Here is a 26,842-nt window from a genome sequence, read left to right on the forward strand (position 1 = left end):
GAGGACTCCGGCGCCGCCCCCGGGTTCGGGATCGCTGGTATCCGGCTACTCCGCGGCGGCCTCGGGCAGGGTCACCTCGACGGTGAGCTCGGCGTCGTCGGTGGCGTGGAAGTCGATTCCGGCGGCGCGGCCCGCGGCGGCGATGTCACCGCCGGCGGCGCGGGCGGCCTCGACCCGCTTGCCCTCGACCCGCACGTGCTCGACCTCGGCGCGCATGGACAGCTTGGCCTCGGACTTGGCCTTGCGGACCGCGCGCAGCACCTCGGCGGTCGCGGCGAGCACGGCCGGGTCGCCGTCGGCCGCGGCGGCGCGGTACTCGGCCGCGTCGGGCCAGCGCTGGGCGTGCACCGAGCCCTCCTGCCACCAGCTCCAGACCTCCTCGGCCACGAAGGGCAGGAAGGGGGCGAAGAGGCGGTGCAGGGCGCTCAGGGCGATGAGCAGCGCGGCGCGGGCCGAGGCCCCCTCGGCGGACCCGGTGTCGTAGGCGCGGGTCTTGACCAGCTCCAGGTAGTCGTCGCACAGGTCCCAGAAGAAGCGCTCGGTGCGCTCCAGGGCCCGGGTGTGGTCGTAGCCGCGGAAGGCGGCGGTGGCCTCCTCCACGACCTCGGCCAGTGCGGCCAGCATCGCCCGGTCCAGCGGCTGGGTGACCTGCGCGGGGTCGGCCGTGGCGTCCTCTCCGGCGACCGACATGACGAACTTGCTGGCGTTGAGGATCTTGATGGACAGCCTGCGGCCGACCTTCATCTGGCCCTCGTCCATGGCGGTGTCGGTGCCCAGGCGACCGCTGGCCGCCCAGTAGCGGACCGCGTCGGAGCTGTACTTCTCCAGCAGCGCCAGCGGGGTGACGACGTTGCCCTTGGACTTGGACATCTTCTTGCGGTCCGGGTCCAGGATCCAGCCGGAGATGCCGGTGGTCCGCCAGGGCAGGGTGCCGTTCTCGAAGTGGGCCCGCACCACGGTGGAGAACAGCCAGGTGCGGATGATGTCCTGCCCCTGCGGACGCAGGTCCATGGGGAAGACGCGCTCGAACAGGTCGGGGTCGCGCTCCCAGCCGGAGGCGATCTGCGGGGTCAGCGAGGAGGTGGCCCAGGTGTCCATGACGTCGGGGTCGCCCATGAACCCGCCCGCCTGCCCGCGCTGGTCCTCGGTGTATCCCTCGGGCGCCTGCGAGCTGGGGTCGACGGGCAGCTGCTCCTCGGCCGGCAGGATCGGCTCGTCGTAGCGCGGGTTGCCGTCGGCGTCCAGCGGATACCAGACGGGGAAGGGGACGCCGAAGAAGCGCTGGCGGCTGATCAGCCAGTCGCCGTTGAGGCCCTCGACCCAGTTCTCGTAACGGGCGCGCATGTGCTCCGGGTGCCAGGCGAGCTCGCGTCCACGCTGGACCAGCCGCTGGCGCAGGCCCTCGTCCCGCCCGCCGTTGCGGATGTACCACTGGCGGGTGGTGACGATCTCCAGGGGCTTGTCGCCCTTCTCGTAGAACTTCACCGGGTGGGTGATCGGCGTGGGCTCGCCGACCAGGTCGCCGCTGCGGCGCAGCAGTTCGACGGTGCGTTCCCGGGCGGTGTGCACGGTGGCGCCGACGAGCGTGTCGTAGGCCTCGCGGGCCGCGCCGCTCTCCAGGCCGCGGGGCGGGTCGGCGACGATGCGGCCGTCCCAGCCGATGATGGGACGCGTCTCCAGCTGCAGCTCACGCCACCAGGTGACGTCGGTGGTGTCGCCGAAGGTGCAGATCATGGCGATGCCCGACCCCTTCTCGGGGTCGGCCAGGCGGTGCGCCCGCACCGGGACCTCGACCCCGAATACCGGGGTGCGCACGGTGGTGCCGAACAGGTCCTGGTAGCGCTCGTCGTCGGGGTGGGCGACCAGGGCGACGCAGGCGGCCAGCAGTTCGGGGCGGGTGGTCTCGATGTGGACCGGGGCGCCGTCGGGCTTGTGGAAGGCGACCTTGTGGTAGGCGCTGGGGCGCTCGCGGTCCTCCAGTTCGGCCTGGGCGACGGCGGTGCGGAAGGTGACGTCCCACAGGGTGGGCGCCTCGGCCATGTAGGCCTCGCCGCGGGCCAGGTTGCGCAGGAAGGCGCGCTGGGCGGCGGCGCGGGAGTTGTCGTCGATGGTGGCGTAGGTGTGCCGCCAGTCCACGCTCAGGCCCAGACGGCGCCAGATGGACTCGAAGACCTTCTCGTCCTCGGCGGTGAGGGTGTCGCACAGCTCGATGAAGTTGCGCCGCGAGACGGGGACCTGCCGCTTGGGGTCCGGCTTGGCCGGCGGCTGGAAGTCCGGGTCGTAGGGGACCGAGGGGTCGCAGCGCACGCCGTAGTAGTTCTGGACGCGGCGCTCGGTGGGCAGGCCGTTGTCGTCCCAGCCCATGGGGTAGAAGACGGCCTTGCCGTTCATGCGCTGGAACCGCGCGACGGTGTCGGTGTGCGTGTAGGAGAACACGTGGCCGATGTGCAGCGAACCCGAGACCGTGGGCGGCGGGGTGTCGATGGAGTAGACGTCCTCGCGGCTGCGGGTGCGGTCGAAGTGGTAGACGCCGGACTCATCCCATACGTCGACCCACTTCGCCTCGATACCGTCCAGCGAAGGCTTGTCGGGCATGCGGAAGGAATGAGAGCGGTTGGTCATGGGGCAATGGTAGTGCGCTCCGGAGCGTGATCGCTCCGGGAAACCGGGGCTACCGCCGCCCCTCCGCGGGTAGGCGTCGGGGCACGCTGGCGGCGGGGGTTGCGTCCGGTGTCCGGCACGCGGACGTGAAAGGATCTCCCCGTACGCACGCGGGGGTGCGCCCTCCGCGCGCCCCCGGTACACCCAACGGAAACGGTGGACGAATTCGATGGCTAAGAAGGACGGCGGCGACATCGGCCCGGCGATCGCTGGTCTCGTGGCCGGGCTCGCGGCACAGTACGTCATGCGCAAGGCCCTGAACTTCGCCTGGACGCGGGCGGTGGGCGAGGAGCCCCCCACGGACGTGGATTCCCCCGACGTCACCCTCGGGCGCGCGCTGGGCTGGGCCGTGATGGCCGGTGTGGGCACCGAGGTGGCCCGGGTGCTGGCCGTGCGGGCCGCCCGCGCCAAGCTGCTCGGCGCCGGCCCCAAGGAGCTGGACGTGTGAGGACCGGAGCGCCGCTCCCATGACGACGGCGGGCGGCCGACCGCACCGGGGTGCGGTCGGCCGTCCGCCGTCGTCTCCGGGACCGCCCGCGGCCGGACGGACCGCGACCGGGGAACGCGGCGCGTCCGGGGGACGCGCCGGGCCGCGGTGGGGCTCCGCGCGTACGGGGGTTCGCCTGGACGGGACGGTTCAGGGTCCGTCCCGTCCGCTCAGGCGCACTCCTTGCAGACCAGCTGGCCGGCGCGCTGCTCGGCGAGCTGGCTGCGGTGGTGCACCAGGAAGCAGCGCGAGCAGGTGAACTCGTCGGCCTGACGCGGGAGGACGCGCACCGCGAGCTCCTCACCCGAAAGGTCGGCCCCCGGCAGCTCCATGCCCTCGGCGACCTCGTCGGGGTCGACGTCGATCGTGCCGGTGCCCTTGTCCACGCGCCGCGCCTGCAGTTCCTGGAGGCTGTCCTCGTTGATGTCCTCGTCAGTCTTGCGCGGGCTGTCGTAGTCGGTGGCCATCTCTGCTAACTCCATCCCCCTCGTTCAGTGCCTCGTCGCGCGGGTGTAACGCTTGAGAGACCTCGGTTGTGCCCGGTTCGGCCGATGAGTTTTCCCTTTGTCGGCGGACCGTGTCCCCTCCCGGGCCACTGTCCACAGGTCAGCAGTACTTTCACGGTTCGTGACCGAAGGCGGCCACGTACGGCCACCGCCCCCAGGGTCGGTTTCCCTGTGTACTACCCAACGCCGGGTGACTCGTAGACCTGGAAAAACCGTTCCCGCCCATCCCGGACAAAGCGCCGAACACTTCCCCAGGGGTAGGCGAAAACCAAGACATGCCCACGTCAGGAGGCATTCCCTCCGTGTCCACGCCCGGGGAAGCATACCCACCCGAGCTCGGCACCCGTGACACGGGTGGGCGTGTCTTCGGACACGTATAGATATCACGAAGAGTGGGTGAACGCAGCTTCGCCCCGTGGCCGCGGGAGGCCGTCCGGCACGGGCGCCGCGCCGGGCGGCGGCCCCGCCGGGCCGGGGACGGCTCAGCGGCGCTCGGGGGCCTCCGGGCGCGGCACGGGCAGGCAGACGGTGACCACGAGTCCGCCTCCCGAGCGGGGCCAGGCCGTCACCATGCCCTCGTGGGCGCGCACCACCGAGCGGACGATGGACAGTCCGAGTCCGGCGCTGCGGCCCGAGCCGACGCGGTCGCTGGTGCCGCGGCGGAAGGGTTCGAAGAGGCCCTCGATCTCGTAGGCCGGGATGACCTTGCCGGAGTTCTCCACCTGCACCGCGGGCATCCCCTCGTACATGCCGCTGCGGACGGTGATCTCACCCTCGGGGACGTTGTACTTGAGGGCGTTCTCCACCAGGTTGCCCACCAGGCGCTCCAGCAGCACCGGGTCGCCGACCACCACCGCCGGGCGCAGGTCCCGGCGCAGCTCCAGGCCGGACTCGGAGATCGGCCCGTCCAGCTGGCTGAGCACCGTGCCCGCGACCTCGCCCAGGTCGACCCGGGCGCGGACCTCCAGTTCGCGGTCGCTCCTGGCCAGGAAGAGCAGGCCGTCGATGAGGCGTTCGTGGCGGGCGTTGGTCTCCAGCAGGGTCTGCCCGACGGTCTTGAGATCGGAGGAGACGTCGGGGGCGCTGAGCGCCACCTCCAGCAGGGTGCGGTTGATCGCCAGCGGGGTGCGCAGCTCGTGGGAGGCGTTGGCCACGAAGCGGCGCTGGCCGTCGAAGGCGCGGTCCAGGCGCTCCAGCATGCCGTCGAAGGTGTCGGCGAGCTCGCGGATCTCGTCGTCGGGGCCCGACAGCGCGATGCGCTCGTGCAGGGAGCGCTCCGACAGGCGGCGGGCGATGCGGGTGATCTTCTGCAGCGGGGAGAGCGCCCGACCGGCCACGGCGTAGCCCAGGGCGACCGCCAGCAGCCCCACGAGGAACAGCGCGAGCAGCGAGAACCTGGTGACGTGGGTCAGGACCTCCTCGATGAGGTAGCGGTGCGTGATCAGCTCCGAGGCGGTCTCCTCGTCCAGGAGCGCGTTGAGCAGGACCGCGACGATCAGGTAGTTGACCAGGACCAGCACCGACCCGGCCGCGAAGAACAGCATCCCGTAGATGAGCGTGAGCCGGGCCCGCAGGCTGAGGTTGTCGGTGAAGCGGCGCACCCGGGCCGCGGCGGCGGAGCGCTCGCCGCCCTCGGGCGCGGCGGCGCCCAGGCTCCGCCACGTGCCGGTGTCGCCGGGCCGGGTGGGTTCCACCTGGCCCGGTTCGGCGCGCTCGGCCGGACTCACAACCGGTACCCCGCGCCCGGGACGGTCTGGATCACGGGCGGGTCGCCGAGCTTCTTGCGCAGGGTCATGACGGTGACGCGGACCACGTTGGTGAAGGGGTCGGCGTTCTCGTCCCAGGCCTTCTCCAGCAGGCCCTCGGCGCTGACCACGGTCCCCTGGGCGCGCATGAGCACGTGCAGCACCGCGAACTCCTTGGGGGTGAGGGTGACCTCGCGCCCGTCGCGGTGCACGCGGTGGTTGGCCGGGTCCAGGGTGATGCCGTGGCGCTCCAGCACGGGCGGCAGCGGGGGCACCGAGCGGCGCCCCAGGGCGCGCACCCGCGCGATGAGCTCGGCGAAGGCGAAGGGCTTGGCCAGGTAGTCGTCGGCGCCGATGGTCAGGCCCTCGACCTTGTCCTGGACCCCGTCGGAGGCGGTGAGCATGAGGATGCGCCCGTTGTAGCTCTCCCGGGCCAGGGAGCGGGCGACGTCGTCGCCGTGGGTGCCGGGCAGGTCGCGGTCCAGGACGACCACGTCGTAGTCGTTGACCGCGGTGTACTCCAGGGCCGCGTCGCCGTCGTAGACCACGTCCACGGCCATCGCCTCGCGCCGCAGGCCGAGCGCCACGGCGTCGGCCAGAACACGTTCGTCTTCGACCACGAGTACGCGCACGTTGTCCTTCTACAGCCTCGGTCCGGGAGGAGAAAAGGGGGGCCGCTGCCGGCGCATCCCCCAACACACCGGCAGCGGCGTTCGTGGTCCCGGCCGCGTCATCCGTTCTCCCACGACCGGGGTAAGGAGACGGTAAACCCCTCGCGTCGGTTGCGCGAACCGGGCCGTCCTCCTCGCCCCCGCCTGGCACACGGGCGCTGGACCGGGAGCTGTGACTCCCCTGGCGCACGGGGAGTCGCCGCCGGCGAATCCCCCAACCGCCGGCAGCGACTTAACCCCGCACATCTCAAATCTGACACATCAAGAATAAGAAACAAGTAAGCACAAGCCCTCCCCACGGAATGTGTCGTGGGACACTCCGCGCGGCGGCGCGGGCGGGGACCCGTCCGGTCACGGAAGGATCACGCCGGGGGGCCGGGGTTTGAGCGCGGTCACGGCGCGGTAAGGGTAGGGGACGCGCGCGTGGACACCGGCTCCCTCGCCGGACCGCGACGAACGCGCACTCACCGGAAAGTGGCTCTCTTCGATCGTGCGCACGTCGCGGCGTGCGCCAACCGACTCGCGCCGGGGCACACCCGTGCCCCGGTGCCTACCCCTGGAAGAGGTGTGATGGGCGAGTTCCGCACGGAGATCAAGGTCCGTATCAACGAGACCTATCGGTCGTTCCAGGCCGCTCAGGCCGCCGGAGACGACTTCCTCGCCGACACGCACGCGGCGGAGCTGGAGGACCTCTACCGCATCGCGGCCCGCAACGGCGTCGACACCTGCGCCTAGGCCGCGTCGGCCTCGGGCACGCCGGGTCCGGCCCGCGCGGCGGGGCCCGGTCGGGCGCACGGGCCGTGGGAACACCGGCCCCGGGGGCGCGGCGGGAGAGTACTCTCCCGCCGCGCCCCCGCCGTGTGCGGGGACGCGGCGCGCGGGCGGCGCTTCGTCAGCCGTCGGTGTCGGCTCCCAGGGGCGCCAGGAGCGCGCACAGGGCCTCGTGGAGCCCCGGGGGCGCCGCGACGATCAGCTCGCCGCTGGGCGGACCGCCGTCCGGTCCCGTCACGCGCAGGCCGGCCTCGCTGGCGACCAGGCCGGGGGCGGACCAGTCCCACGGGTTGAGCCCGCGTTCGTAGTAGGCGTTGACGCGTCCCGCGGCCAGGTTGGTCAGGTCCACCGAGGCGGCCCCGCCGCGCCGGATGTCGCGTACGCGCGGGATCACCTCCAGCAGGACCCTGGCCTGCTGGCGCCGCCGCTCGGGGAGGTACCCGAACCCGGTGGCGACCAGGGCCTGTTCCAGAGCGACGGCGGGCGGCGCCTGCAGGGGGTCGCCGTTCAGGCGCGCGCCCCCGCCGAGCACGGCCTCGAACATCTCCCCCCGCCGGGGCACGCTGACCGCTCCGGCCACGACCTCGCCCGCCACCTCGGCGGCGACGCACACGCCCCAGTCGGCCTGGCCGTACAGGTAGTTGACGGTGCCGTCGATGGGGTCGACGATCCAGCGCACCCCGCTGGTGCCCGCCTCGTCGCCGCCCTCCTCGCCCAGGACGGCGTCGTGGGGGCGCGCGGCGAGCAGGCGGGAGCGGATGAGCTCCTCGGTGGCCTGGTCCATCTTGGTGACGACGTCGGTGGGGCTGGACTTGGTGTCGAGCACGGTGATGCCCGCCTGCCCCTCCATGGCGAGCGCGCCCGCCTCCGCCGCCACGGTGACGGCGAGGTCGCGCAGGCTCTCCCGGTCGGGTACGGCGCCGGTGGTACTCACAAGGTGTCCTTAGGGTCGTGGATGAGGGCCGGGGCCCGCGGTGCCCCGGGACGGGGTTCGGGGCGCCGCGGGGCGCCCGGCCGGGGTTCAGAGCAGCTCGGGCCGGGTCCACTCCTTGCCGTGCACGTGGTGGTCGAGGAAGGCGAAGACCGTCTCGTACCAGATCCGCGCGTTGCCTGGGGTGAGGATCCAGTGGTTCTCGTCCGGGAAGTACAGGAACTTGGCGTCCACCCCGTGCAGCATGAGGTCGCGCCACAGGCGCAGTCCCTCGGAGATGGGCACCCGGTAGTCCTTGTCGCCGTGGATGACGAGCATCGGGGTGCGGATGTCGGCCGCGTGCAGGTGGGGCGAGTTGAGGGCGTAGCGCTCGGGGCGCTCCAGCGGGGTGCCGAACTCGTGCTCCCACACCGGCGGGTAGTCGGTGGTGCCGCTGAAGGCCTCCAGGCCCCACAGGGAGGCGTGGGACACGATGGCCCGGAACCGGTCGGTGTGCCCGGCGATCCAGTTGGCCATGTAGCCGCCGAAGGAACCGCCCATCATGGCGGTGCGCTCGGCGTCGATGTCCTCGCGCGCCTCGGCGGCGTCGGTGACGGCCATGACGTCGGCGAAGGTGCGCGGTCCCCACTGCCCCCAGCCCCGGCGCAGCATGTCCTGTCCGTAGCCGGTGGACAGGGCGGGGTCGGGCAGCAGGACGGCGTAGCCGCGCGCGGCGAGCAGCCAGGGGTTCCAGCGCCATGACCAGCCGTTGAAGCTCATGTAGGGGCCGCCGTGGACCCAGAGCATGAGCGGGGCGGGCGAGTCCGCGGAGGCCTCCTCGGGCAGCACCAGCCAGGAGCGGATGCGGGTGCCGTCGTCGGCGGTGGTCTCGATCTCGGTGAGGGTGCCGGGCATGGTGAGCTCCGACCCGGGGGTGCGCAGGTACTCCGGTCGGCCGTCCGGGGTCCGGGCGTCCAGGCGCACGGGGGCGGGCGGGGCGTCCCAGGCGTCGCGCAGGGCGTAGACGTGGCGGCCGTCGGGTGCGGGGTTGAGGCTGCTGTAGGCACCGTGGTCGCCGGTCAGGCGGGTGAGCTCACCGCTGGCCAGGTCGAGCCGGAAGAGGGGGCGGCGGCCGTTCTGGTCGGCCACGAAGAACACGGAGCCGGAGTCGGCGGCCCAGGCCAGCTCGCGCGGCCACAGCTCGTGGTCGGGCAGCAGGTCGCGGCCGTGTCCGGTCTCCAGGTCCACCAGCCACGCGGTCTCGTCGCGGGGCTCGCCGTCGTAGTCGCCCTCGAAGCCGCGCAGGAGCAGGACGTGGCGGCCGTCGGGGGAGACGAGCGGACCGGAGAAGTCGTGGTCGGGGTCGGAGGCCAGGGTGCGGCGCTCGCCGGTGGCGGTGTCGATGGCCACGACCTCGGAGCGTCGGGCGCCCCGGCCGGTGGGCACCTGCCACTCGGTGACCAGGACGGAGCCGTCGGGGCTGAGCGCGGCGCCGGCCCCGAGGAGGGCGGTCCCGGCGTCGGGGGTCAGGTCCCGGAGTTCGCCCAGGCGGGAGTCGGCGTCGGCGGGCGGCTCGGCGACCAGGTGCCGGGGGTGGTCGGGGCCGACGTCGCTGTCCCAGGAGCGCACCGGCAGCGCCTCGTGGAGGATGGCGGTGACCCCGGCCTCCTCGCGGGCCTTGCGGGCCTCGCGGTCGGCCTCCTCGTCCTCGCTGCCGGGGAGGGTGTTGCTGGTCAGGGCGACCAGGCCGGAGTCGCGGGCCACGGCGAAGCCGGAGACGCCGCCGGGCCGGGAGGCGACCTGGCGGGCCTCGCCGCCGTCGGCCGGCAACAGCCACAGGGCGGTACCGGCCTTGTCGTCGGCCTTGGTCTCGGGGTCGGGGCGGCCGCTGGTGAACAGGACCGACCCGTCCGGCAGGAAGCCGACGCCGCTCTCGCCCTTGGCCGAGCGGGTGAGGCGCCTGGGGGCGCGTCCGCCCTCGGACCCGGGGGTGACGTCGATCTCCCACAGGGCGCCGCGGAAGGACGTGGAGTCGGGGGCGATGTCGCTGACCGGTGCCACCAGACGGGTTCCGTCGGGGGACAGGCGCAGTCCGTTGACGCGGCGGAGGCGGACGTACTCCGGCAGTTCGTACCAGGAACGGACCAAGACACACTCCTATGTCGACTTGTGGTCGGGGCCGACCCTATCGGGGCGGGCCGCGGCTGGTCCGCGCGCACGCCCCGGGACGGTGTCAGCAGCGTTTACCCCACCCTGTCACACGCGCCGGGGGCGGGGTAGGCCGTACCGGGGCCAGTCGCCGGCCGCGGACCGGTTCCGGGGCGGGTCCCCGCCGACCGCGGGGGAAGTCCCCGGCTCCCCCTGTGGACGGCCGCGACCGGAGCCCCCGGCTCAGGCCGGGCAGGAGCAGTCGGTGCAGCGGGCGAGGGCGCTCAGCCGCCGGGGCGGGCGGCGCTCGTCGTACTCGCGGACCAGGTCGCTCACCATGGACACGAAGTCGGGGTGCGTGCCGGGGCTGAGCGCGCGCTCGTAGCCGATGCCCAGCTTCTGGGCGGTCTCGCGGGCCTCCACGTCCAGGTCGAACTTGACCTCCATGTGGTCGGAGACGAAGCCGTGCGGGACGACGACCACGGCGGGCACGCCCTCGTCGGCGAGCTCCTCCATGCGGTCGTTGACGTCCGGCTCCAGCCAGGGCTGGCTGGGCGGGCCGCTGCGGCTCTGGTAGACGACCTCGAAGGGGTAGTCGCGGTCGAGCCGGTCGACCACCAGGCGCGCCACCTCGGCCAGCTGCGCGCCGTAGGCGCCCTCGGGTCCGAACTCCTGCCCGGGGCCGCCGCTGGCCTCGGCCATGGAGGTGGGGATGGAGTGCGCGGAGAAGAGCAGCCGCACGCCCGCGCGCTGCTCCTCGGGCAGGGCGTCCAGGGCGGCGCGGGTGTGGTCGGCCAGCGGACCGACGAACCCGGGGTGGTCGTAGAAGGGGCGGACGAGGTCCACCTCGGGGGCGTCCTCGCCCAGCGCGGCGCGGGCGCGGGCGATGTCCTCCTCGTAGGCGGTGCGGCTGGACCAGTTGCAGTAGGCGGAGGTGGGCAGGGCCAGCACGCGGCGCGCCCCGTCCTCCTTCATCCGCGCGAGGGTGTCGGTGAGCATCGGCGCCCAGAACCGGTTGCCCCAGTAGACCGGCAGGTCGATCCCCTGGGACGCGAAGTCGGCGGTGATCGCGGCGACCAGGTCGCGGCACTGCTGGTTGATGGGGCTCACGCCGCCGAAGAGGAAGTAGTGCTCGCCGACCTCGGCCAGGCGCTCGCGCGGGATGTTGCGTCCGCGGGTGACGTTCTCCAGGAACGGGATGACCTCGTCCTCGCCCTCCGGTCCACCGAAGGAGATCAGCAAAAACGCGTCGTAGTAGCTCATGCGCCCTATGAAACCAGCTCCCCCGCGCCTGCCCGCGCGGCCTCCCGGTAAGGCGGCCTGTGGTCTTGGACTCTCCCCCGCACGGGCCGTCCGACATCTGGCCGGAAAGGTGACTCGTCGGTAATGTCGCCGCATGACAGATGTGATGTGGCACACCTGGGCGGGCACCCACCAGGCCCGCCCCAGGCGCACGGCGGCGCCCGGCAGCACGGCGCAGGTCGCCGCCGCGGTCTCCGCGGCCGCCGCCGAGGACCTGCGGGTCCGCATGGTCGGCACCGGGCACTCCTTCACCGACGTGGCCGTCACCGACGGCCTGCTGCTCTCCCCCGCCTCCCTGACCCGGGTCCGCTCGGTGGACCCCGCGGCGGGCACCGCCACGGTCGAGGCGGGGCTTCCCCTGTGCGACTTCAACGAGGCCCTGGCCGAGCACGGCCTGGCCCTGGCCAACATGGGCGACATCGCCGTGCAGACCATGGCGGGCGCGGTGCAGACGGGCACGCACGGCACGGGGCGGGACGCGGGCGGCCTGGCCGCCCAGGTGGTCGGCATGGAGATGGTGCTCGCCGACGGCTCGGTGGTCGAGTGCTCGGCCGAGCGCGACCCGGACCTGTTCCACGCGGCCCGGGTGGGCCTGGGCGCCTTCGGCGTGGTCACCGCGCTGACCATGGCGGTGCGCCCGGCGTTCCTGCTGCACGCGCGCGAGGAGCCGATGCGGTTGGAGGAGGTGCTGGAGCGCCTGCCCGAGCTGCGGGCGGACAACGACCACTTCGAGTTCTTCTGGTTCCCCCACACCAACAACACCAACACCAAGCGCAACAACATCAGCGAGGGACCGGCCCGGCCGCTGTCTCCCCTGCGGGCCTGGCTGGACGACGACTTCCTGTCCAACACGCTCTTCGAGCGGGTCAACCGGGTGTGCCGCCGCTTCCCCCGCGTGGTGCCCGCGGTGAACCGGATCAGCTCGCGGGCGCTGTCGGCGCGCGGCTACACCGACGCCTCCCACCGGGTCTTCGCCTCGGTGCGCAACGTGCGCTTCGTGGAGATGGAGTACGCGGTCCCCGCCGAGGTCCTGCCGGAGGTCCTGCGCGAGGCGCGCGCCATCGTGGACCGGGGCGGGCACCGGGTGAGCTTCCCCGTGGAGGTGCGCTTCGCCCCGGCCGACGACGTGTGGCTGTCCACCGCCTACGGGCGCGAGAGCGCCTACGTGGCGGTGCACATGTACCAGGGGACGCCCTACGAGTCCTACTTCGCCGACCTGGAGGCGCTGTTCACCTCCGTGGGCGGGCGTCCGCACTGGGGCAAGATGCACACCCGCGACCGCTCCTACCTGGAGGGGGTCTACCCGATGCTGGACCGGGCGCTGGCGGTGCGCGACCGGGTCGACCCCGACCGCCGCTTCGGCAACGCCTACCTGGAGCGGGTCCTGGACTGACCGAGCGGGTGCGCGGCGGCCTCAGCCCTGGTCGGGGACCACGGGCTCGGGAGCGGGTTCCTGGCCGTCCTGGCCGTCCTGGCCGCCGGTCCCGGTGCCGGGGTCCTGGCCGCCGGAGTCCTGGGAGTCCCCGCCGGGCTCCTCGGCGGGATCGGGGGAGGCGGCGCCACCGTCCTCCGGGGCGCCGTCGTCCCCGGGTTCCCCGGTGGCGGGGGCGGTCGGCTGGGCGGTGCCGGGCGCGTCCTGCCGCCCGGGGACGGCGGCGCCGGGTTCCTCCTGGACGGTGTCGGCGTCCCCGGTCCCCTCCCGGTCCTCCTCGGCAGGGGGCGCGGAGGCGGTGCCGCCGAACAGGGTGGGGGCGCTGGCCCCGTCGTCGCCCCGGGTCCAGGTGGTCAGCGAGCGCCCCGTGAACAGCTCGAAGACCAGGATCAGGAGCATGACCAGGACGAACACCACGACCGCCGAAACGGCCGGGGAGCGCCGGCCGCGCCGCCGTACGGGAACGGCGCCGTCCCGGGGCGCCTCCGCGCCGGGCGCGGGGTCGGCCGGGTCCCCGCCCTCCGGGCGGAGGGCCGCCGTACGGGTGGCGTCGGCCTCCGGTACGGCGGCGGTTCCGCGCAGGAGCGCGGTCTCGGAGATCCCCTCGGGGGCGGGGGCGACCGGAGCCCCCGGAGCGTGCGGGACGGGCTCGCCGGTCTGGCCGACCGCCCTTCCGGCCAGCTGGCGGGCCTGTTCTCCTCCGCGCGTGAACCAGTGCTGCAGCAGCGGGCTGACCAGGGTGCTGAGCGCGGCCATGACGGCGGCGCCGATGACCGTGCCGTACACGTTGAGGTAGGAGGCCGCTGTGGCCGCCGCCAGTGTCGCGGCACCGGCGCCGGCGACCTGGGAGGCGCTCAGGTCGATCCGTCGGCGTACGCCTCCCTCCCCCTCTTCACCGCGGTCGTCCCGACCTCCACTCCGAGCCATCCGGTCATCCTTCCTTTATGGGGCGCACAGGGGCGCACCGGTACCGCCGAGTACGGGATGGGCGTGTGGTGGGGCAGACGTCCCCACAGACCTCAAGCTTCACATTCCGCCCATACGTGGATAACTACGCCTAGGGGCGACAGGTTTCCGATAACGACATCAAATAAGAAGCATCACTCTCTGGCTGACACCGGCGTGTCGAGTTGCGCCCAGGTGGATCCCTGTCCTCCGCGAACGGCCCGAGATCTGAGTTTTTCCCAGACCTGGGGTGATTCGAGGGGCGCGGGATACCATCACGGCGGAGCCTTCGCTCGGGATCGGCGACATTCCCCCGCGATCGCTCCCGGTCGCGGAAGGGTCAGCGTGCCAAGATTGGCGGGAAGCGACCGTGAGGGCTCCGGGGCACCCGGAGCATCTCCCACCGCGGCACACGCCGCGGATTGGGAGGCGGGCACACAGTTCGGACATGCCGGGCGCGGTACTGGCCGAACAGTTGTCGGCCGACCAGACTTGGAGAACGCGGGGGTCGGTCGCGCGACCTGACCCTCGACGGGACGCGAAAGGGAGGGCGATGCACGAGCTTCGCCTCGTGGCCGTGAGCGAGGACGGCACCTACCTGGTGCTCGCCAGCGCCGGCCGTGGAACCCGTTTCATGCTGCCCGTCGACGACCGGCTCCGTGCCGCAGTACGCGGCCAGTTCTCCCGGCTCGGCCAGTACGAGATCGAAGTGGAGAATCCGTTGCGCCCCAAGGAAATCCAGGCCCGCATCCGGTCCGGCGAGACCGCGGAGGCCATCTCCGAGATCTCCGGCATACCGATCGAACGGGTCCGCTGGTTCGAGGGCCCCGTGCTCCAGGAGCGCGAGTACATCGCCCAGCAGGCCCAGCGCGCCAGCGTGCGCGCGCACGGCGACGCCGCTCCAGGGCCCTCCCTGGAGGAGCTGGTGGCCAAGCGGATCGGCGCGCACCAGCTGGAGACCGGGGACGCGGTGTGGGACTCGTGGAAGCGCGAGGACCGCTCGTGGCAGATCAAGCTCGTCTTCCTGCACGGCGGCGAGGAGCGCGTCGCCCACTGGCTGTACGAGCCCAGACACAACAGCGTGGCCCCCGCCGACGAGGAGGCCGCGTGGTTCTCCTCGGCCGAAACCGAGCCCGCCCCCTCCCCCGGCGCGAACGTGACGCCCTTCGCGCCGCGCCGGGCCGAGGCCCCCGCCGAGCCCCTCCGCCCCGACCCGCGGCCCGTCCCGACCCCCGAGCCCCGCGCGGACCACGCCTCCTCCGGGCGCCCGTCCTCCGACACGCCCCAGGACGAGCCGCTGCGTCCCGCGCCGGCGGTCCGCCCCGACCCGTGGGGCGGGCCGGCCGCCCCTCCCGCGGAGCGCCGGCCGGCCGTATCCGAGCGGACGCGCCCCGCCGAGCCGCCCGCCGAACACCGGCGCCCCGAGACGGCCCAGCGTCGGCCGCGTCCGGAGCCCGAGCGCCGTCCCGGTCCCGCGGCGGGCGGTGAGGCCGCCGAACGCGTCCGCCGCCCCGAGCGGCGCCAGGTCGACTGGCCGGTGGAGGCACGCCCCGCGCGCCCCGCCGAGCCCGAGCCCGCCCCTCCGGCCGCGGAGGTGCCGCCGCGGCCGGCCCCGCGCCGCCGCAGGGCCACCATCGACCTCAACGAGAGCGGCACCCCGCGCCGCGCCGTCGACCAGACGCCCGCGGTCCCGACCGCCGCCAACGCGGGACCCGACCGCCCCGCGGCGCCCAAGCGCAAGGGGCGCGGCCGCCGCGCCTCGGTTCCCTCGTGGGACGAGATCATGTTCGGTTCCAAGAAGGAGGAGTAGGGCGGGCGCGCCCCGGAGGGTCCCGCGCGGCCCGACCCCGCCGCGGGGCCGCCGGTCACCCCCCGCCGGTCACCCGCCCGCCCGCTTCCGCGGAGTCGACCAGGAACGGGCGCACCATCCCGGGCGTGACCCGGGCCGCGAAGTCCACCGACCCGGGCAGCGACGCGTCCTGGACGGTGTAGCCGCCAGCCCCCGCGCCCACCGTGACCTGGAGGTCGGCCAGCCCGGAGCGGCGCTGGAACAGGGTCTGCGTCCACGTCCAGCCGATCACCGCCGAGCGCTCCACCGTCGCCTGCTCCCTGCGCAGCGAACCCGAGCGCACGCTGACCCGTTCGCCGTCGTAGCCGTGGCCCAGGGAGCGGTAGCGGTCCACCCCGAGCGGAACGCCCAGCACGGCCAGGGCCCCCGCCGCCCAGGCCAGCCACGCCACGTCCAGGGCCAGGGCGACGGCCAGGACCGCGGCGAAGGGTGCCACCGCGCGGGTCAGGCGCCGGTACAGCGCGGCGCGCGGGTGGCGCCGCAGGCGCCCCCCGAACAGCGCCAGGGCCCGGTCCACGACCTCCTCCACCCTGGCCCGGTCACCGGTCGGCAGCAGCACCGCGCGGTTGGCGGTGTCGCCGAGCCCGGTGACGATGGCGCGCAGCCGTACCGCGCCGCGCGTGCGCTCCAACGGGGTGTCCAGGATCTCGTAGCCGCGGATGCGGCGCCGCTCCAGCGTCACGCTGCGCCGGGTGAACAGGCCCCGTTCGGCCACGAGGGAGCCGTCGCGCCCGCGCAGGGTGAAGCCCCAGTGGGTGAACGCGTAGGAGGTCACGGCGAACACCGGCATCAGCAGTACCAGCGCGACGGCGGAGGCCGTCGCGAGGACCACGAGGAACCCGGGGTCGGCGTCGGCCACCCAGTCCACGAGGTAGTCGGCGGCCCGCTCCCCCGCCGTCTGCTGGACCATGCCGGACAGGGTGGCCAGGACCGCGAAGGGGGTGAGCAGGTAGCCCAGGCTCAACGCCCCGTACAGGTACCAGGAGGGCGGCATGGTGAAGTAGGTGACGGTCCCGTCCCCGTTCCCGTCTTCGGCCGCGCCCTCCTCCGGCTCCCGCGCGCCGTCCCGGCCGGGGACCGTTCCGGCGTGCTGGCCGGTGAGCACGGCCCGGCGGTGCAGCAGCACCCGCCGCAGGCGGTCGGCCTCGGCCGTCTCCACGGCGTCGAGCTTGCCGTCCTCGGTGGCCCCCGCCGATCCCGCGGCGGCTTCGACGCGGACCACGGCCACGCCCAGCAGCCGGTGCAGCAGGGTGCTGGTGACGTCCACGCCGCGCACCCGCTCCAGCGGGATCGTGCGCTGCGAGCGGTGCAGGAGCCCGCGGCGGATCTCCAGGCGGTCCCCGGCGACCTGGTAGCGGGTCGTCCGCCAGGTGACGAACCCTCCCACGAGCAGGGCCACCACCGTCGCCCCCGTGGCGGCCAGCACCCAGGCGTTGAAGCCCCCGAGCACCAGGCCCGCGGCGATCGGCAGCAGCAGTCCCCGGAGCTGGTTGATGGGTCCCACGACCATGCTGCGCGGGCTGAGGCGGCGGACGCTCTCGGCCGCGGGCGGGGCCGTGCCGCCGCCCTCCGCGCCGCCCCACCAGTCACGGGGCTCCCGCGGCTCCGCGACCGCGGGTGCGTCCGGCGGCTCCGCGCCCGCCGGGGGCGCGTCCCCGTGCCCGTGCGGTGGCGGGGCGCCCGCACCGGTGGTGTCCCGCGGCGGCGCATGTCGGCCGGGGTCCGGGGCCCGGGGAACCCCCCGGCCGTCGGGCGCGGCGCCTCCGGCGGCCCGGTCGCCCGGGGCGCCGCCCCCGGAAGCGCCACCCGGAGCGATCCAGCCGCCGGGGGCCGCCCAGCCGTCGTCGCGGTCCTGGTACGGGTGGTTCTCCTCGCGTCCGTCCATCAGGTGGCGTCGTCCCGCAGTGTCCCGGCGTGCACGGCCAACTCCTCGCTCAGGCGCGCGGCCTCCCGCGCGTCCAGGCCCTCGATCGTGGACGAACCCGCGTAGGAGGCGGTCTGTACCTCCAGCGTCGCGACGCCGAACACGCGCTCCAGCCACCCCTGCGTGTGGTCGACCGTCTGCAGCCGGCTGACCGGGACCAGCTGCCAGGAGCGGCTGATCCAGCCCTTGCGGGTGTAGACGACGTCGTCGGCCACCTCCCACCGGTGCACCCGGTAGCGCCAGGAGGGCGCGATCGCCACCTTGAGCAGGGCGTAGACCGTGTAGGCGGACGGCAGCAGCCAGGCGTTCTCCCGCGCCCACCCGGGGATCCACGCCCAGGGCAGGGTCGAGGCCCCCCAGGCCAGGGCGGACAGGAACAGCAGGGTGAACACGCTGGAGAACAGCAGGCGTACGGTCCACACCCCGATCGCGCGTGCGCTCACGCGGCGCAGCGGCGGGCGCAGCCGGGCGGTCTCCCCCGGCTCGGGATCGGGGGACCGCGGCGCGCCCGCGGGGGCGGTGTCGTGCGGCGGGGTGTTCGTCACGTGCCCGAGTCTAGGCGGTGCGACCCCGCGGACCCGTTGCCACGCGGGCGAAGGGCCCATATCCGGATGTGGGCCGCTTGTCAGCGTTCTGTCAGACCCCTCCCCCAGACTGGGTGACAGACGTTGACAATGGAGGACCGATGACTGACGCCATTCGCGCGGAGGGTCTGGTCAAGCAGTTCAAGGGCAACCGGGCCCTGGACGGTGTGGACCTGACGGCCAGGACGGGGGCCGTGCTGGGCGTCCTGGGACCCAACGGGTCCGGGAAGACCACGACGGTGCGCATCCTGGCGACCCTGCTGCGCCCGGACGGGGGCCGCGCCGAGGTCGGCGGGTTCGACGTGGTGCGCCAGCCCCACCAGGTGCGCCGCCTGATCGGGCTGACCGGCCAGTACGCGGCCGTGGACGCCGACCTGACCGGCACCCAGAACCTGACGCTGATCGCCCGGCTGCTGGGCTTCGACCGGGCCGGGGCCCGGGCGCGCGCGGCCGAGCTGCTGGAGCGCTTCGAGCTCACCGACGCGGCGGGCCGCCCGGCCAAGACCTACTCGGGCGGTATGCGCCGACGGCTGGACCTGGCCGCGAGCCTGGTCGGCCGCCCGTCGCTGCTGTACCTGGACGAGCCGACCACCGGCCTGGACCCGCACAGCCGCAACGGCCTGTGGGACGTGGTGCGCGGGCTGGTCGAGGACGGCGTGACCGTCCTGCTCACCACGCAGTACCTGGAGGAGGCCGACCAGCTGGCCGACGACCTGATGGTCCTCGACCACGGCCGGGTGATCAGCACGGGCACGCCCGAGGAGCTCAAGAGCCGGGCGGGCAAGCAGGTACTGGAGGTGCGCACCCTGCACACCGGGCAGCTGCCGCTGGCCACCAAGGTCATCGAGGCGGTCACCAGCACACCGGCGGCCTCCGACGGGCTGCTCGCCAGCGTCCCGGTCACCGACTCGGGCGTGCTGCCCGAGGTGGTGCGCCGCCTGGACGAGCAGGGCGTGGCGGTCGCCGAGCTGTCGCTGCGCAAGCCCAGCCTGGACGAGGTCTTCCTCGCCCTGACCGGGCACACCGCCGAGGAGCAGGGCGCGGACGAGAACGCCCGGGAAGGGGCAGGGACATGAGCACCACGACGACGCGGACACCGTCCGCGGGCCCCGGGGAGGCGCCCGCCGCCCCGGAGCGCGTCAGCGTGCCGGCCACCGTGCGGCACGGCCTGCACCTGGCCACGCGCAGCGTCCTGAAGATCCGGGCCAACCCGGAGGAGGTCTTCGGGCTCATGCTGCAGCCGGTCATGTTCGTGACCCTCTTCGTCTTCGTCTTCGGACAGGCGATGATGGGTGACTGGCAGACCTACCGGGACTTCCTCATGCCCGGCATCATCGCGCAGTCGGTCATCTTCGCCACGCTCGGCACGGGCTTCTCGCTGAGCCAGGACGTGGAGAAGGGGATCTTCGACCGGTTCCGGTCGCTGCCCATCGCCCGTTCGGCGCCTCTGACCGGGGCCATCCTCGGCGACCTGGTCCGGTACACGATCACCGTGGTGATGGTGCTGCTGGTGGGGATGGTCATCGGCTTCCGCCCCGAGGGCGGGGTGACCGGCGTGGTGGTCGCGGCCGCCCTGGTGCTGCTGTTCGCCTTCGCGCTGTGCTGGATGTCGGCCTTCGTCGGCATGGTCGTGCGCACGCCGATGGCGGTGCAGGCCTTCGGGATGATCCTCATGTTCCCGCTGACCTTCAGCAGCTCGGCCTTCGTCAACCCCGACGACATGCCCAGCTGGCTGCGGGCGGTGGCCGCCAACAACCCGGTCACCCACGTCGTGGACGCGATGCGCGCCCTGATGCTGGGCACGGGCGAGGCCACCGGTCCGGTGCTGTGGACCCTGGTGTGGGCCGCGGTCTTCACCGCGGTCTTCGCCCCGTTGGCCGTGTGGGCCTACCGGCGCCGCACCTGAGCGCCGAGGTCCGCGTCGGGCGCCCGGGGAACCGCGCGGGCGCCCGGGCGGTCCGGGCCCCGGGCCGCTCCCCCGGGGGCGGGCCGCCCCGGCCTCAGAGGTGCCAGTTACGGCGGTCCCCACCGGGGTCGGGCACGATCGGCGCGAGCCACGCGTCCACGTACCGGCGCGCCCCGCCGGCGCCGAGGTCGCGGGAGAGGCCGAGCAGCCGGGCGTACTCCTCCTCGCCCAGTCCGCGGCGCACCCGCTCCCGGGCCCGCACCACGTAGGGGGTGGCCTCGTCGGGCACCCCGCGCAGCGCCTCGGAGCAGCCCAGCAGCCGGGCCGCCCGGGCCGGGTCCTTCTCGGCCAGCATCAGGGCGAACACGTCCACGACCTCCGCGCACATCGGCGCCAGCCCGTGGGCGGCCAGCCACCACCCGCGCCCGGCCTCGCGCCAGGCCTCCTCCGCCTCGCCGGACAACCACAGGACCACGGCGCGCTGGGTGCGCCAGGCCGCGTCGAGGGAGGCCGGGGAGATCCAGTCCAGCTCGGCCACGTCGGCCCCGAGCCCGTCCAGGACCTCACGGGCCCCTGACAGGTCCCCGGCCTCGCGCAGCCAGTGGGCCTGGCTCAACCGCAGCAGCAGCCGGTGCTCCCGCTCGAACGGCTCCTCCGACTCCAGCAGCAGGCACAGGTCCCGTCGGGCCGTCTCCAGGTCTCCGAGGTCGGTGAGGACCTGGACCCGACGGCTCCGGAACACCGCGGCCATACCGCGCAGGTCCGTGTCCTCGGCCAGGCGCATCCCCTCGGTGAGCAGCTCCCGGGAGCGTTCGAGGTCGCCGTACCGGTGCACGTCGGACATCTGGGCGAGCGCCTGGCACATACCCCAGGCGTCCCCGCAGGCCCGGAACTCCGCCAGGCCGCCGGCGGCGCGCTCCAGGGCAGGGCCGACGCGGCCGGAGACGATGTCCAGCAGGGACAGCAGCAGCCGCACCATGGCGCGCATCCACGGGTCGGGCTGGTCCGAGGCCGCGACGAGGCGGTCGTACGTGTCGGCGACCGGGCCGTGGACCAGCGCCCTGTATACGAGGCCGTACACCAGCATGGGGTGCTCCTCGGGCCGCTCCCCGGCCTCCTCCAGCACGGCCTCGACCCGGTCCAGGCGGGCGAGCATGGCGGCACCGTCCGTGAGGGGGTCGACGGTGCGGTGGAACAGGCAACTGGCGTAGGCGACCGCGCGGCCCGGCGGCACCTGGTCGCCGACCATGTCGAGGACCTCCTCGGAGTACCGGCCGAGCTGGCGCCAGGACCCGGTCAGGGTCCAGTACCACTGGATGTACTCGACCAGGTCCAGGGCCAGGTCGGCGTCGCGGCGCCGGAGCGCCCAGCGCACGGCCGGATTGCAGTTGTCGGCCTCGGCGTCCAGCCGGACGATCAGCTCCCGCTGGGCGGGACCGCGCAGCAGCGGGTCGCAGCGGCGCCACAGGTCGCGGACGTAGCGGGCGTGCCGGTCGCGGAGGTCGTCCTCCTCCCCGCTGCCGCGCAGGCGCTCGGCACCGTAGGCGCGTACCGTCTCCAGCTGGCGGTAGCGGGGCGGCGCGTCGTCGCGGACCGGGTTCTCGGCGACCACCAGGGACTTGTCGACCAGGGCGAACAGCACGGTCCACACGTCGTGGCCGCCGATCTCGCCCTCGGTTCCGGGGTCGGCGCAGACGTGTTCGACGGCCTCCAGGGTGGCTCCCCCGGCGAAGAGGGACAGCCTGCGCAGCAGGCGGCGCTCGGGTTCGTCGAGCAGCTCCCAGCTCCAGTCGACGACGGCGCGCAGGGTGCGGTGGCGCGGCAGCGCCGAGCGGGCCCCGCCGGTGAGCAGCCGGAAGCGGTCGCACAGGCGCTCGGCGAGCTGGGCGGTGGTCATGGAGCTCAGCCGGGCGGCGGCCAGCTCCAGGGCCAGCGGCATACCGTCCAGCTCCCGGGTGACGCGCACGACGTGGGCGACGTTGCCCGGGCCCAGCCGGAAGCCGGGGCTCACGGCGGCGGCGCGTTCGGTGAACAGGGCGACGGAGGGGTAGCCGACGGCCTCCTCCGCGGTGGCGCCCTCCGGCGGCAGCGCCAGGGAGGGGACCGCCAGCAGCTGCTCGCCGGGCACACCCAGGGGCTCGCGCGAGGTGGCCAGGATCCGCAGCCGCGGGCACCGGGCGAGCAGCGGTTCCACGGTGCGGGCCACCTCCCCCACCAGGTGCTCGCAGTTGTCCAGGACCAGCAGTGCGGGTTCCTCACCGAAGAAGGCGGCCACCCGCTCCATGGGCGGGGCCGGGGCGCTGCCGGCGGAGCGCGTCTGGATCATGGCGTGGTCGCGCAGGTCCAGGGCGCTGGCCAGGGCCTGGGGGATCTCCTCGGCCGCGCGGGAGGCCAGTTCCACGAACCAGCCGCCGCGGGCGAGCAGGTGCGGCGCGCGGGCGGCCAGGGCCGAGGCGGTCTCGATCGCCAGGCGGGTCTTGCCCGCGCCGCCGGGGCCGGTCAGCGTGGCCAGGCGTCCCCGGGAGAGCCGGCCGAGGGCCGCCTCCACCTCGGCCTCGCGCGGCACGAAGCTGGTCAGCGTGACGGGCAGGTGCAGCGGCGGGGCCGGGTCGGCCCGGTCAGGACGGGGAGCCGCGGGCCCGCCGGCCGGTCCGCCGGCCCCCTCCGGGGGAGGGGGCGCGTCGAGTTCCCCGCGCAGCAGTCGCAGGTGGAGGTCGCGCAGCCGGGCCGAGGGGTCCAGGCCCAGCTCCCCGGCGAGCCGGTCGCGGAAGCGGTCGTAGGCGGCCAGGGCGTCGGCGGTGCGGCCGGTGGCGGCCAGGGACCGCACGAGCAGTTCCAGGGGTCGTTCGCGGTGCGGTTCCCGGCTGACCAGGGCCTCGGCCTCCGGCAGCACCTCGGCGTGGCGGCCCAGGCCGGTCAGGGCCGCCAGGTGGTCCTCCAGCGCGGCGCGGTGGGTCTCGGACAGGCGCAGCGCGGTGTCCTCGGCCAGGCCGTGCGCGGTGAGGTCGGCCAGGGCCGGTCCGCGCCACAGGGCCAGGGCGGCTTCCAGGTCGCGTGCGGCACCGGCGTGGTCGGCGGCGGCCAGGCGGGAGCGCCCCCGTCTGGCGAGGGACTCGAAGCGGACCAGGTCCACCTGTTCGGGGTCGGCCTCCAGCCGGTACCCGGAGGCGTCGCCGTCGATCACGGCGCCCTCGCCCAGGGCGCGGCGCAGGCGCGAGACGAGGGCCTGCAGCGCGTTGTCGGCCGCGGAGGGAGGGCTGCCCGCCCAGATCGCCTCGGTCAGTTCCTCCGTGGTGACCCTCTGTCCCGGCCGGAGCAGGAGCAGGGTGAGCAGCGTGCGCAGTCGCGCGCCGCCGACGGTGACGGGCCGGCCGGCCGCGTCGTGGACCAGGAGGGGACCCAGGATGGAGAACCGCACTGACCCATGATGACCGATCGGACGCGCCGCCGCCCGTGGCCGGACCCCGCCCCGGATCCTGTTCACCCCCGGCTGAAACCGCCGGAACCGCACCGCGGCCGGACCGGGGGACGCACCGGCTGACGGGAGACCGAACGCCCGCCCGGCCGCAGTAAGGTTCGCTGAGGAACGTTTGACCGGCGCCCCCGTGTCGGGGACCGCGCGTTCCCCCGCCGAGCCCGGCGCCGGTTTCCGTCCCGAGCGCCGCGCCGGAGTCACAGCGAGTCTCGCCTCCACGGCCCGAAAAGCAGGAGTCCCATTGTTCCCGGCCCTCCCCTTCCCCCGGATCACCGGTGCGCCCCGCAGCACGTTCCCCGGCTCGCGCGCGGGCGCGTGCGCGGTGGCGGCGGGGACGGCCCTGGCCCTGACCACGGGCTGCGGCATCCTCACCCCCGGACAGAACGGTGACATGCCCGACGACATCACCGTCACCAGCCCGCTCATGCAGGAGGGCCAGCCGCTTCCGGCCGCCTACGCCTGCGACGGCTCGGGGGCCGAGGAGGAGGCGGAGGCGACCGGGGAGGAGGACGACGAGCGGATCCAGCAGGCCTACTCGCCGCCGCTGAGCTGGTCCGGCCTGCCCGACGAGGCGGGGTCGATCGCCCTGGTGGTGGACGACCCGCAGGAGGCCCAGGTGTTCTGGGTGGTCTACGACCTGGATCCGCAGCTGGTCGAGCTGCGCCAGAACACCGTGCCCGCCGACGCCAAGCAGGGGCAGAACAGCGCCGGCGAGTCCGCCTACAACGCGCCCTGCCCCGAGGAGGGGCAGGCCTACGAGTACCGGTTCACCGTGTACGCGCTGCGCAACCCGCTCGGCCTGCCGGAGGGCGCCTCGCTGAGCGCGTCGCTGGAGGCGATCGCCGACCAGGCCGTCGCTCGCGGCACCCTGACCACGAGCAACGCGTGACGTAGGTCATAATGGACGTTTCGCTCCCGCGAGAACCCGGATGATCCGACGACTCCAGGGGCACGGGGATCACCTGAGGAAGCTGCGATCGCCCTCTGCACACAGCGCGCGACAAGGCATACAGTGGGCCTGTGCCCCTCCCCCCATTTCAGATGACCGATACCCGTCCACTCGCCGCGCAGCGCCCTGACCCTCAACCGCACCGGAACGCCTGCCCTCCCCCCTACGCGCAGACGGCCCGGCCACAGCGGAACCGGGCGGTCACCGCCTGCCCACGGCCGGTCCCCGCCCGGCCGGTCCCCGGTGCGATCCGGGCGCGGCCGACCTCCCCAAGGTAGTGCGTACACCATGACCGTCACCGTCATCATCATCATCGCCATCATCGTCGTGCTCGCCGTGCTGGTCCTGCTGTTGCTGGGTATGCGCGCGATGAGCGTCGGCTCCCGCGAGGACGACCACGACGACGACTACGAGTACGAGGACGCCGAGGACACCGACGACCGGCCGCGGGGCCGCGGTCGGCGCCGTGGTCGGGACGGCGGGGAACCGGAACCGGCACCCCGGAGCCGGGGGCGCCGGTCGCGCCAGGACGGGGGCGGCGGGGATGAACGGCGGCCCAGGGCCAAGCGCAGGCGGGACGAGGACTGGGACGACGACTCCCTGGCCGACAGCGACTTCTGGTCCAGTCTGAGCGAGGACGAACCGGCGGAGCGGACCCGGGAGGCGGAGGACGGGGACAGGGCCCCCAACGTCACGGCGTACGAGTACGAGGACGACTACGACGACGGGTACGACGACGTCGACGAGGACGCGGAGACGGGGCCGCCCGGAGCCACGACGGTCCTGCCCGCGGCCCGGGGCGGGGACGCCGGCCCCTCGGCGGACCTGGCGGTGCTGGCCAGCCTGGGGCAGAGCAGCGGCCCCCGTGGGCCGGAGGAGGAACCCCCGGCCCACGGGTCGGGCCGGAGGCACCGCGGTCAGGCGGACCCTGCGGAACACGCGCTGCCCTCCGGGCCCGCGGGGGCCGAGCGCTCCGCACCGTCCTCGCCCGCCGCGCTCCCGGAGCCGCCCGCGGCCTCCCCCGACCCGCTCGGCACCGGCGGCTGGACCCCCGGTTCCTCCCCCGGTGACCCCCTGGGCGGCTCCCGGAGCGCGGGGTACGGCGGTTCGTCCCCCGACAGCGGGTCGACGAGCCGTGCGGACCACCCGGGACTCTCCGGCGCCGCGGGCACGCCCTCCGCCGCGGACCCGCTGGACCCCTCCTTCCGGCCCTCGGCCTCGGACACGGGGTCACCGATCTGGTCCAGCATGGACACCGGCGCCCACCAGCGATCCGGCCTGGGCTTCGGCAGCGGTCCGGGGAGCTCTCCGGCCCCGGGGCCGGATTCCGCCGACCCGCTGGGCGGCGGCTACCGCCCGCTCTCGGAACCGGCGCACGACACGGGGACGCACCGCAGGTCCTCCTTCGACAGCGGCGCCTCCGGTCGCGGCGACCTGGGTGCGCCGGGCCAGCCGGGCTACGACACCGGCCAGCACACCCGCGCCGACTTCGGCACCGGTCAGGGGTTCGACACCGGCGGCTCCCACCGCGGCGACCTCGGCGTACCGGGCTACGACACCGGCCAGCACACCCGCGCCGACTACGGCCCACCCGCCTACCGCGGCTTCGACTCCGGAGCCCAGACCAGACCCGCCTACGACACCGACTCCTTCACCCGCGGCGACTACCCCACCGGCGGCCACACCCACCCCAGCTACGACACCGGCCAGCACACCCGCGCCGACTACGGCCCACCCGCCTACCGCGGCTTCGACTCCGGAGCCCAGACCAGACCCGCCTACGACACCGACTCCTTCACCCGCGGCGACTACCCCACCGGCGGCCACACCCACCCCAGCTACGACACCGGCGGCTCCCACCGCGGCGACCTCGGCGTACCGGGCTACGACACCGGCCAGCACACCCGCGCCGACTACGGCAGCGGTCAGGGGATGCCCTACCAGGACCCCAACCCTCCGCTGTGGGGCGGCCAGGAGACCAGCGCCCCGTTCGGCCCCTCCGGTACGCCGGGCGGTCACGGCGCCGGGACCGACCCGGGCCGTCCGGCGCCCGGCGTGCCCTCACCGTTCAACCAGGGGCCGACCGGCCAGCCCGCGCCCCCGCCGCACCCCTCGGGGAGCGCCGGGCTGCCGGGCGACCCGGCGGGGCACCCCTACGGCTCCCCCCCAGCGGGCGGCTACCCCGCCGACCAGCTGCGCGGGGACGCGCCCGCGGGCTACGGCGGCCACACCGATCCCGGGAACCGCTTCGGCCACCCGGCGCCCGGGACCGGCGGCGGCTACTCCGACGTCCTGGGCGGCGGCTACCCGGCGGGGGCGGGGCAGCCGGGATACGGCTCCCACCCGCCGCCTGCGGAGGACTGGGCGGGCGGCGAGGAGGGGCGCCACGGCACCCCGGCGCCGCCGCGGTACCCGGACGAGGACCGCGACCGGCACGGGTACGGCGAGGAGCGGTACGAGGGGGGCTACGAGAACGGCCGCTTTCTGTGATCTTCCCGGACAACCGTAACTCAAAGTAACGGATCGCCGAAGCGCGAGCCCGGCGTCGCTCCTGTCTTCACAGACCCCCGGGACAGC

General features: G+C 74.3%; 19 protein-coding genes. 8 read left to right on the top strand and 11 right to left on the bottom strand.

Going from position 1 to position 26,842, the window contains the following annotated elements:
• Nucleotides 1-45: 45 nt before the first annotated feature.
• Entirely contained in the window at nucleotides 46-2,622 is a 2,577-nt protein-coding gene (valS, locus tag FYW95_RS07745; protein WP_160050207.1) for a valine--tRNA ligase, read from the bottom strand.
• A gap of 208 nt (nucleotides 2,623-2,830) precedes the next feature.
• On the opposite strand from valS, the gene FYW95_RS07750 reads away from it, so the two are divergent.
• Complete coding sequence (locus FYW95_RS07750) at nucleotides 2,831-3,109, top strand: DUF4235 domain-containing protein (protein WP_159943779.1); 279 nt, start codon at nucleotides 2,831-2,833, stop codon at nucleotides 3,107-3,109.
• Between the two features lie 209 nt (nucleotides 3,110-3,318).
• On the opposite strand, the gene FYW95_RS07755 is transcribed toward FYW95_RS07750, so the two are convergent.
• The 3 genes from FYW95_RS07755 to FYW95_RS07765 all read right to left on the bottom strand — a co-directional run bounded on the left by FYW95_RS07755 (nucleotide 3,319) and on the right by FYW95_RS07765 (nucleotide 6,031).
• A complete protein-coding gene (locus FYW95_RS07755; RefSeq protein WP_013153901.1) occupies nucleotides 3,319-3,615 on the bottom strand; it encodes a DUF4193 domain-containing protein in 297 nt (98 codons plus the stop codon).
• A 521-nt stretch (nucleotides 3,616-4,136) separates the two neighbouring features.
• A complete protein-coding gene (locus FYW95_RS07760) occupies nucleotides 4,137-5,381 on the bottom strand; it encodes a sensor histidine kinase (RefSeq protein ID WP_159943778.1) in 1,245 nt (414 codons plus the stop codon).
• Entirely contained in the window at nucleotides 5,378-6,031 is a 654-nt protein-coding gene (locus FYW95_RS07765; RefSeq protein WP_159943777.1) for a response regulator transcription factor, read from the bottom strand. Before FYW95_RS07765 ends, FYW95_RS07760 begins: the two co-directional genes overlap by 4 nt.
• A 609-nt stretch (nucleotides 6,032-6,640) precedes the next feature.
• On the opposite strand from FYW95_RS07765, the gene FYW95_RS27615 reads away from it, so the two are divergent.
• Nucleotides 6,641-6,805 carry a hypothetical protein gene (locus FYW95_RS27615; protein ID WP_201294748.1) on the top strand — a complete coding sequence of 55 codons (165 nt, stop codon included), beginning with the start codon at nucleotides 6,641-6,643 and terminating at the stop codon, nucleotides 6,803-6,805.
• Between the two features lie 157 nt (nucleotides 6,806-6,962).
• Here the strand turns inward: FYW95_RS27615 and FYW95_RS07770 are convergent, their stop codons facing one another.
• From FYW95_RS07770 to FYW95_RS07780, 3 genes are all read right to left on the bottom strand, one after another.
• A complete protein-coding gene (locus tag FYW95_RS07770; protein WP_159943776.1) occupies nucleotides 6,963-7,775 on the bottom strand; it encodes an inositol monophosphatase family protein in 813 nt (270 codons plus the stop codon).
• Between the two features lie 87 nt (nucleotides 7,776-7,862).
• Nucleotides 7,863-9,899 carry a S9 family peptidase gene (locus FYW95_RS07775; RefSeq protein ID WP_159943775.1) on the bottom strand — a complete coding sequence of 679 codons (2,037 nt, stop codon included), beginning with the start codon at nucleotides 9,897-9,899 and terminating at the stop codon, nucleotides 7,863-7,865.
• A 243-nt stretch (nucleotides 9,900-10,142) separates the two neighbouring features.
• Complete coding sequence (locus FYW95_RS07780; RefSeq protein ID WP_201294749.1) at nucleotides 10,143-11,162, bottom strand: ferrochelatase; 1,020 nt, start codon at nucleotides 11,160-11,162, stop codon at nucleotides 10,143-10,145.
• A 133-nt stretch (nucleotides 11,163-11,295) separates the two neighbouring features.
• Here FYW95_RS07780 and FYW95_RS07785 point away from each other — a divergent pair, with 133 nt between their 5' ends.
• Nucleotides 11,296-12,594, top strand: a complete 1,299-nt coding sequence (locus FYW95_RS07785; protein WP_159943774.1) for a D-arabinono-1,4-lactone oxidase — start codon at nucleotides 11,296-11,298, stop codon at nucleotides 12,592-12,594.
• A 21-nt stretch (nucleotides 12,595-12,615) separates the two neighbouring features.
• Here the strand turns inward: FYW95_RS07785 and FYW95_RS07790 are convergent, their stop codons facing one another.
• Complete coding sequence (locus FYW95_RS07790; protein WP_159943773.1) at nucleotides 12,616-13,560, bottom strand: hypothetical protein; 945 nt, start codon at nucleotides 13,558-13,560, stop codon at nucleotides 12,616-12,618.
• Nucleotides 13,561-14,131: 571 nt separating this feature from the next.
• Here FYW95_RS07790 and sepH point away from each other — a divergent pair.
• Nucleotides 14,132-15,388, top strand: coding sequence for a septation protein SepH (sepH, locus tag FYW95_RS07795; protein ID WP_159943772.1), 1,257 nt, complete (start codon nucleotides 14,132-14,134; stop codon nucleotides 15,386-15,388).
• A gap of 55 nt (nucleotides 15,389-15,443) precedes the next feature.
• On the opposite strand, the gene FYW95_RS07800 is transcribed toward sepH, so the two are convergent.
• Complete coding sequence (locus FYW95_RS07800; RefSeq protein ID WP_201294750.1) at nucleotides 15,444-17,312, bottom strand: PH domain-containing protein; 1,869 nt, start codon at nucleotides 17,310-17,312, stop codon at nucleotides 15,444-15,446.
• Nucleotides 17,312-17,896, bottom strand: a complete 585-nt coding sequence (locus FYW95_RS07805) for a PH domain-containing protein (protein WP_236572136.1) — start codon at nucleotides 17,894-17,896, stop codon at nucleotides 17,312-17,314. The genes FYW95_RS07800 and FYW95_RS07805 overlap by 1 nt, the downstream gene beginning before the upstream one ends.
• A gap of 140 nt (nucleotides 17,897-18,036) precedes the next feature.
• Here FYW95_RS07805 and FYW95_RS07810 point away from each other — a divergent pair, with 140 nt between their 5' ends.
• Nucleotides 18,037-19,011, top strand: a complete 975-nt coding sequence (locus tag FYW95_RS07810; protein ID WP_159943770.1) for an ATP-binding cassette domain-containing protein — start codon at nucleotides 18,037-18,039, stop codon at nucleotides 19,009-19,011.
• Nucleotides 19,008-19,841 carry an ABC transporter permease gene (locus tag FYW95_RS07815; RefSeq protein ID WP_159943769.1) on the top strand — a complete coding sequence of 278 codons (834 nt, stop codon included), beginning with the start codon at nucleotides 19,008-19,010 and terminating at the stop codon, nucleotides 19,839-19,841. The genes FYW95_RS07810 and FYW95_RS07815 overlap by 4 nt, the downstream gene beginning before the upstream one ends.
• 94 nt (nucleotides 19,842-19,935) lie before the next feature.
• On the opposite strand, the gene FYW95_RS07820 is transcribed toward FYW95_RS07815, so the two are convergent.
• Nucleotides 19,936-23,259 carry an AfsR/SARP family transcriptional regulator gene (locus FYW95_RS07820; RefSeq protein WP_160050209.1) on the bottom strand — a complete coding sequence of 1,108 codons (3,324 nt, stop codon included), beginning with the start codon at nucleotides 23,257-23,259 and terminating at the stop codon, nucleotides 19,936-19,938.
• Nucleotides 23,260-23,557: 298 nt separating this feature from the next.
• On the opposite strand from FYW95_RS07820, the gene FYW95_RS07825 reads away from it, so the two are divergent.
• Nucleotides 23,558-24,205 carry a YbhB/YbcL family Raf kinase inhibitor-like protein gene (locus tag FYW95_RS07825; protein WP_159943767.1) on the top strand — a complete coding sequence of 216 codons (648 nt, stop codon included), beginning with the start codon at nucleotides 23,558-23,560 and terminating at the stop codon, nucleotides 24,203-24,205.
• Between the two features lie 348 nt (nucleotides 24,206-24,553).
• Nucleotides 24,554-26,755, top strand: a complete 2,202-nt coding sequence (locus FYW95_RS07830; RefSeq protein ID WP_159943766.1) for a hypothetical protein — start codon at nucleotides 24,554-24,556, stop codon at nucleotides 26,753-26,755.
• The last annotated feature ends 87 nt before the right edge of the window (nucleotides 26,756-26,842 follow it).

Origin of the sequence: Nocardiopsis sp. FR4 (assembly GCF_009830945.1) — a bacterium.
Taxonomy (GTDB): Bacteria; Actinomycetota; Actinomycetes; order Streptosporangiales; family Streptosporangiaceae; genus Nocardiopsis.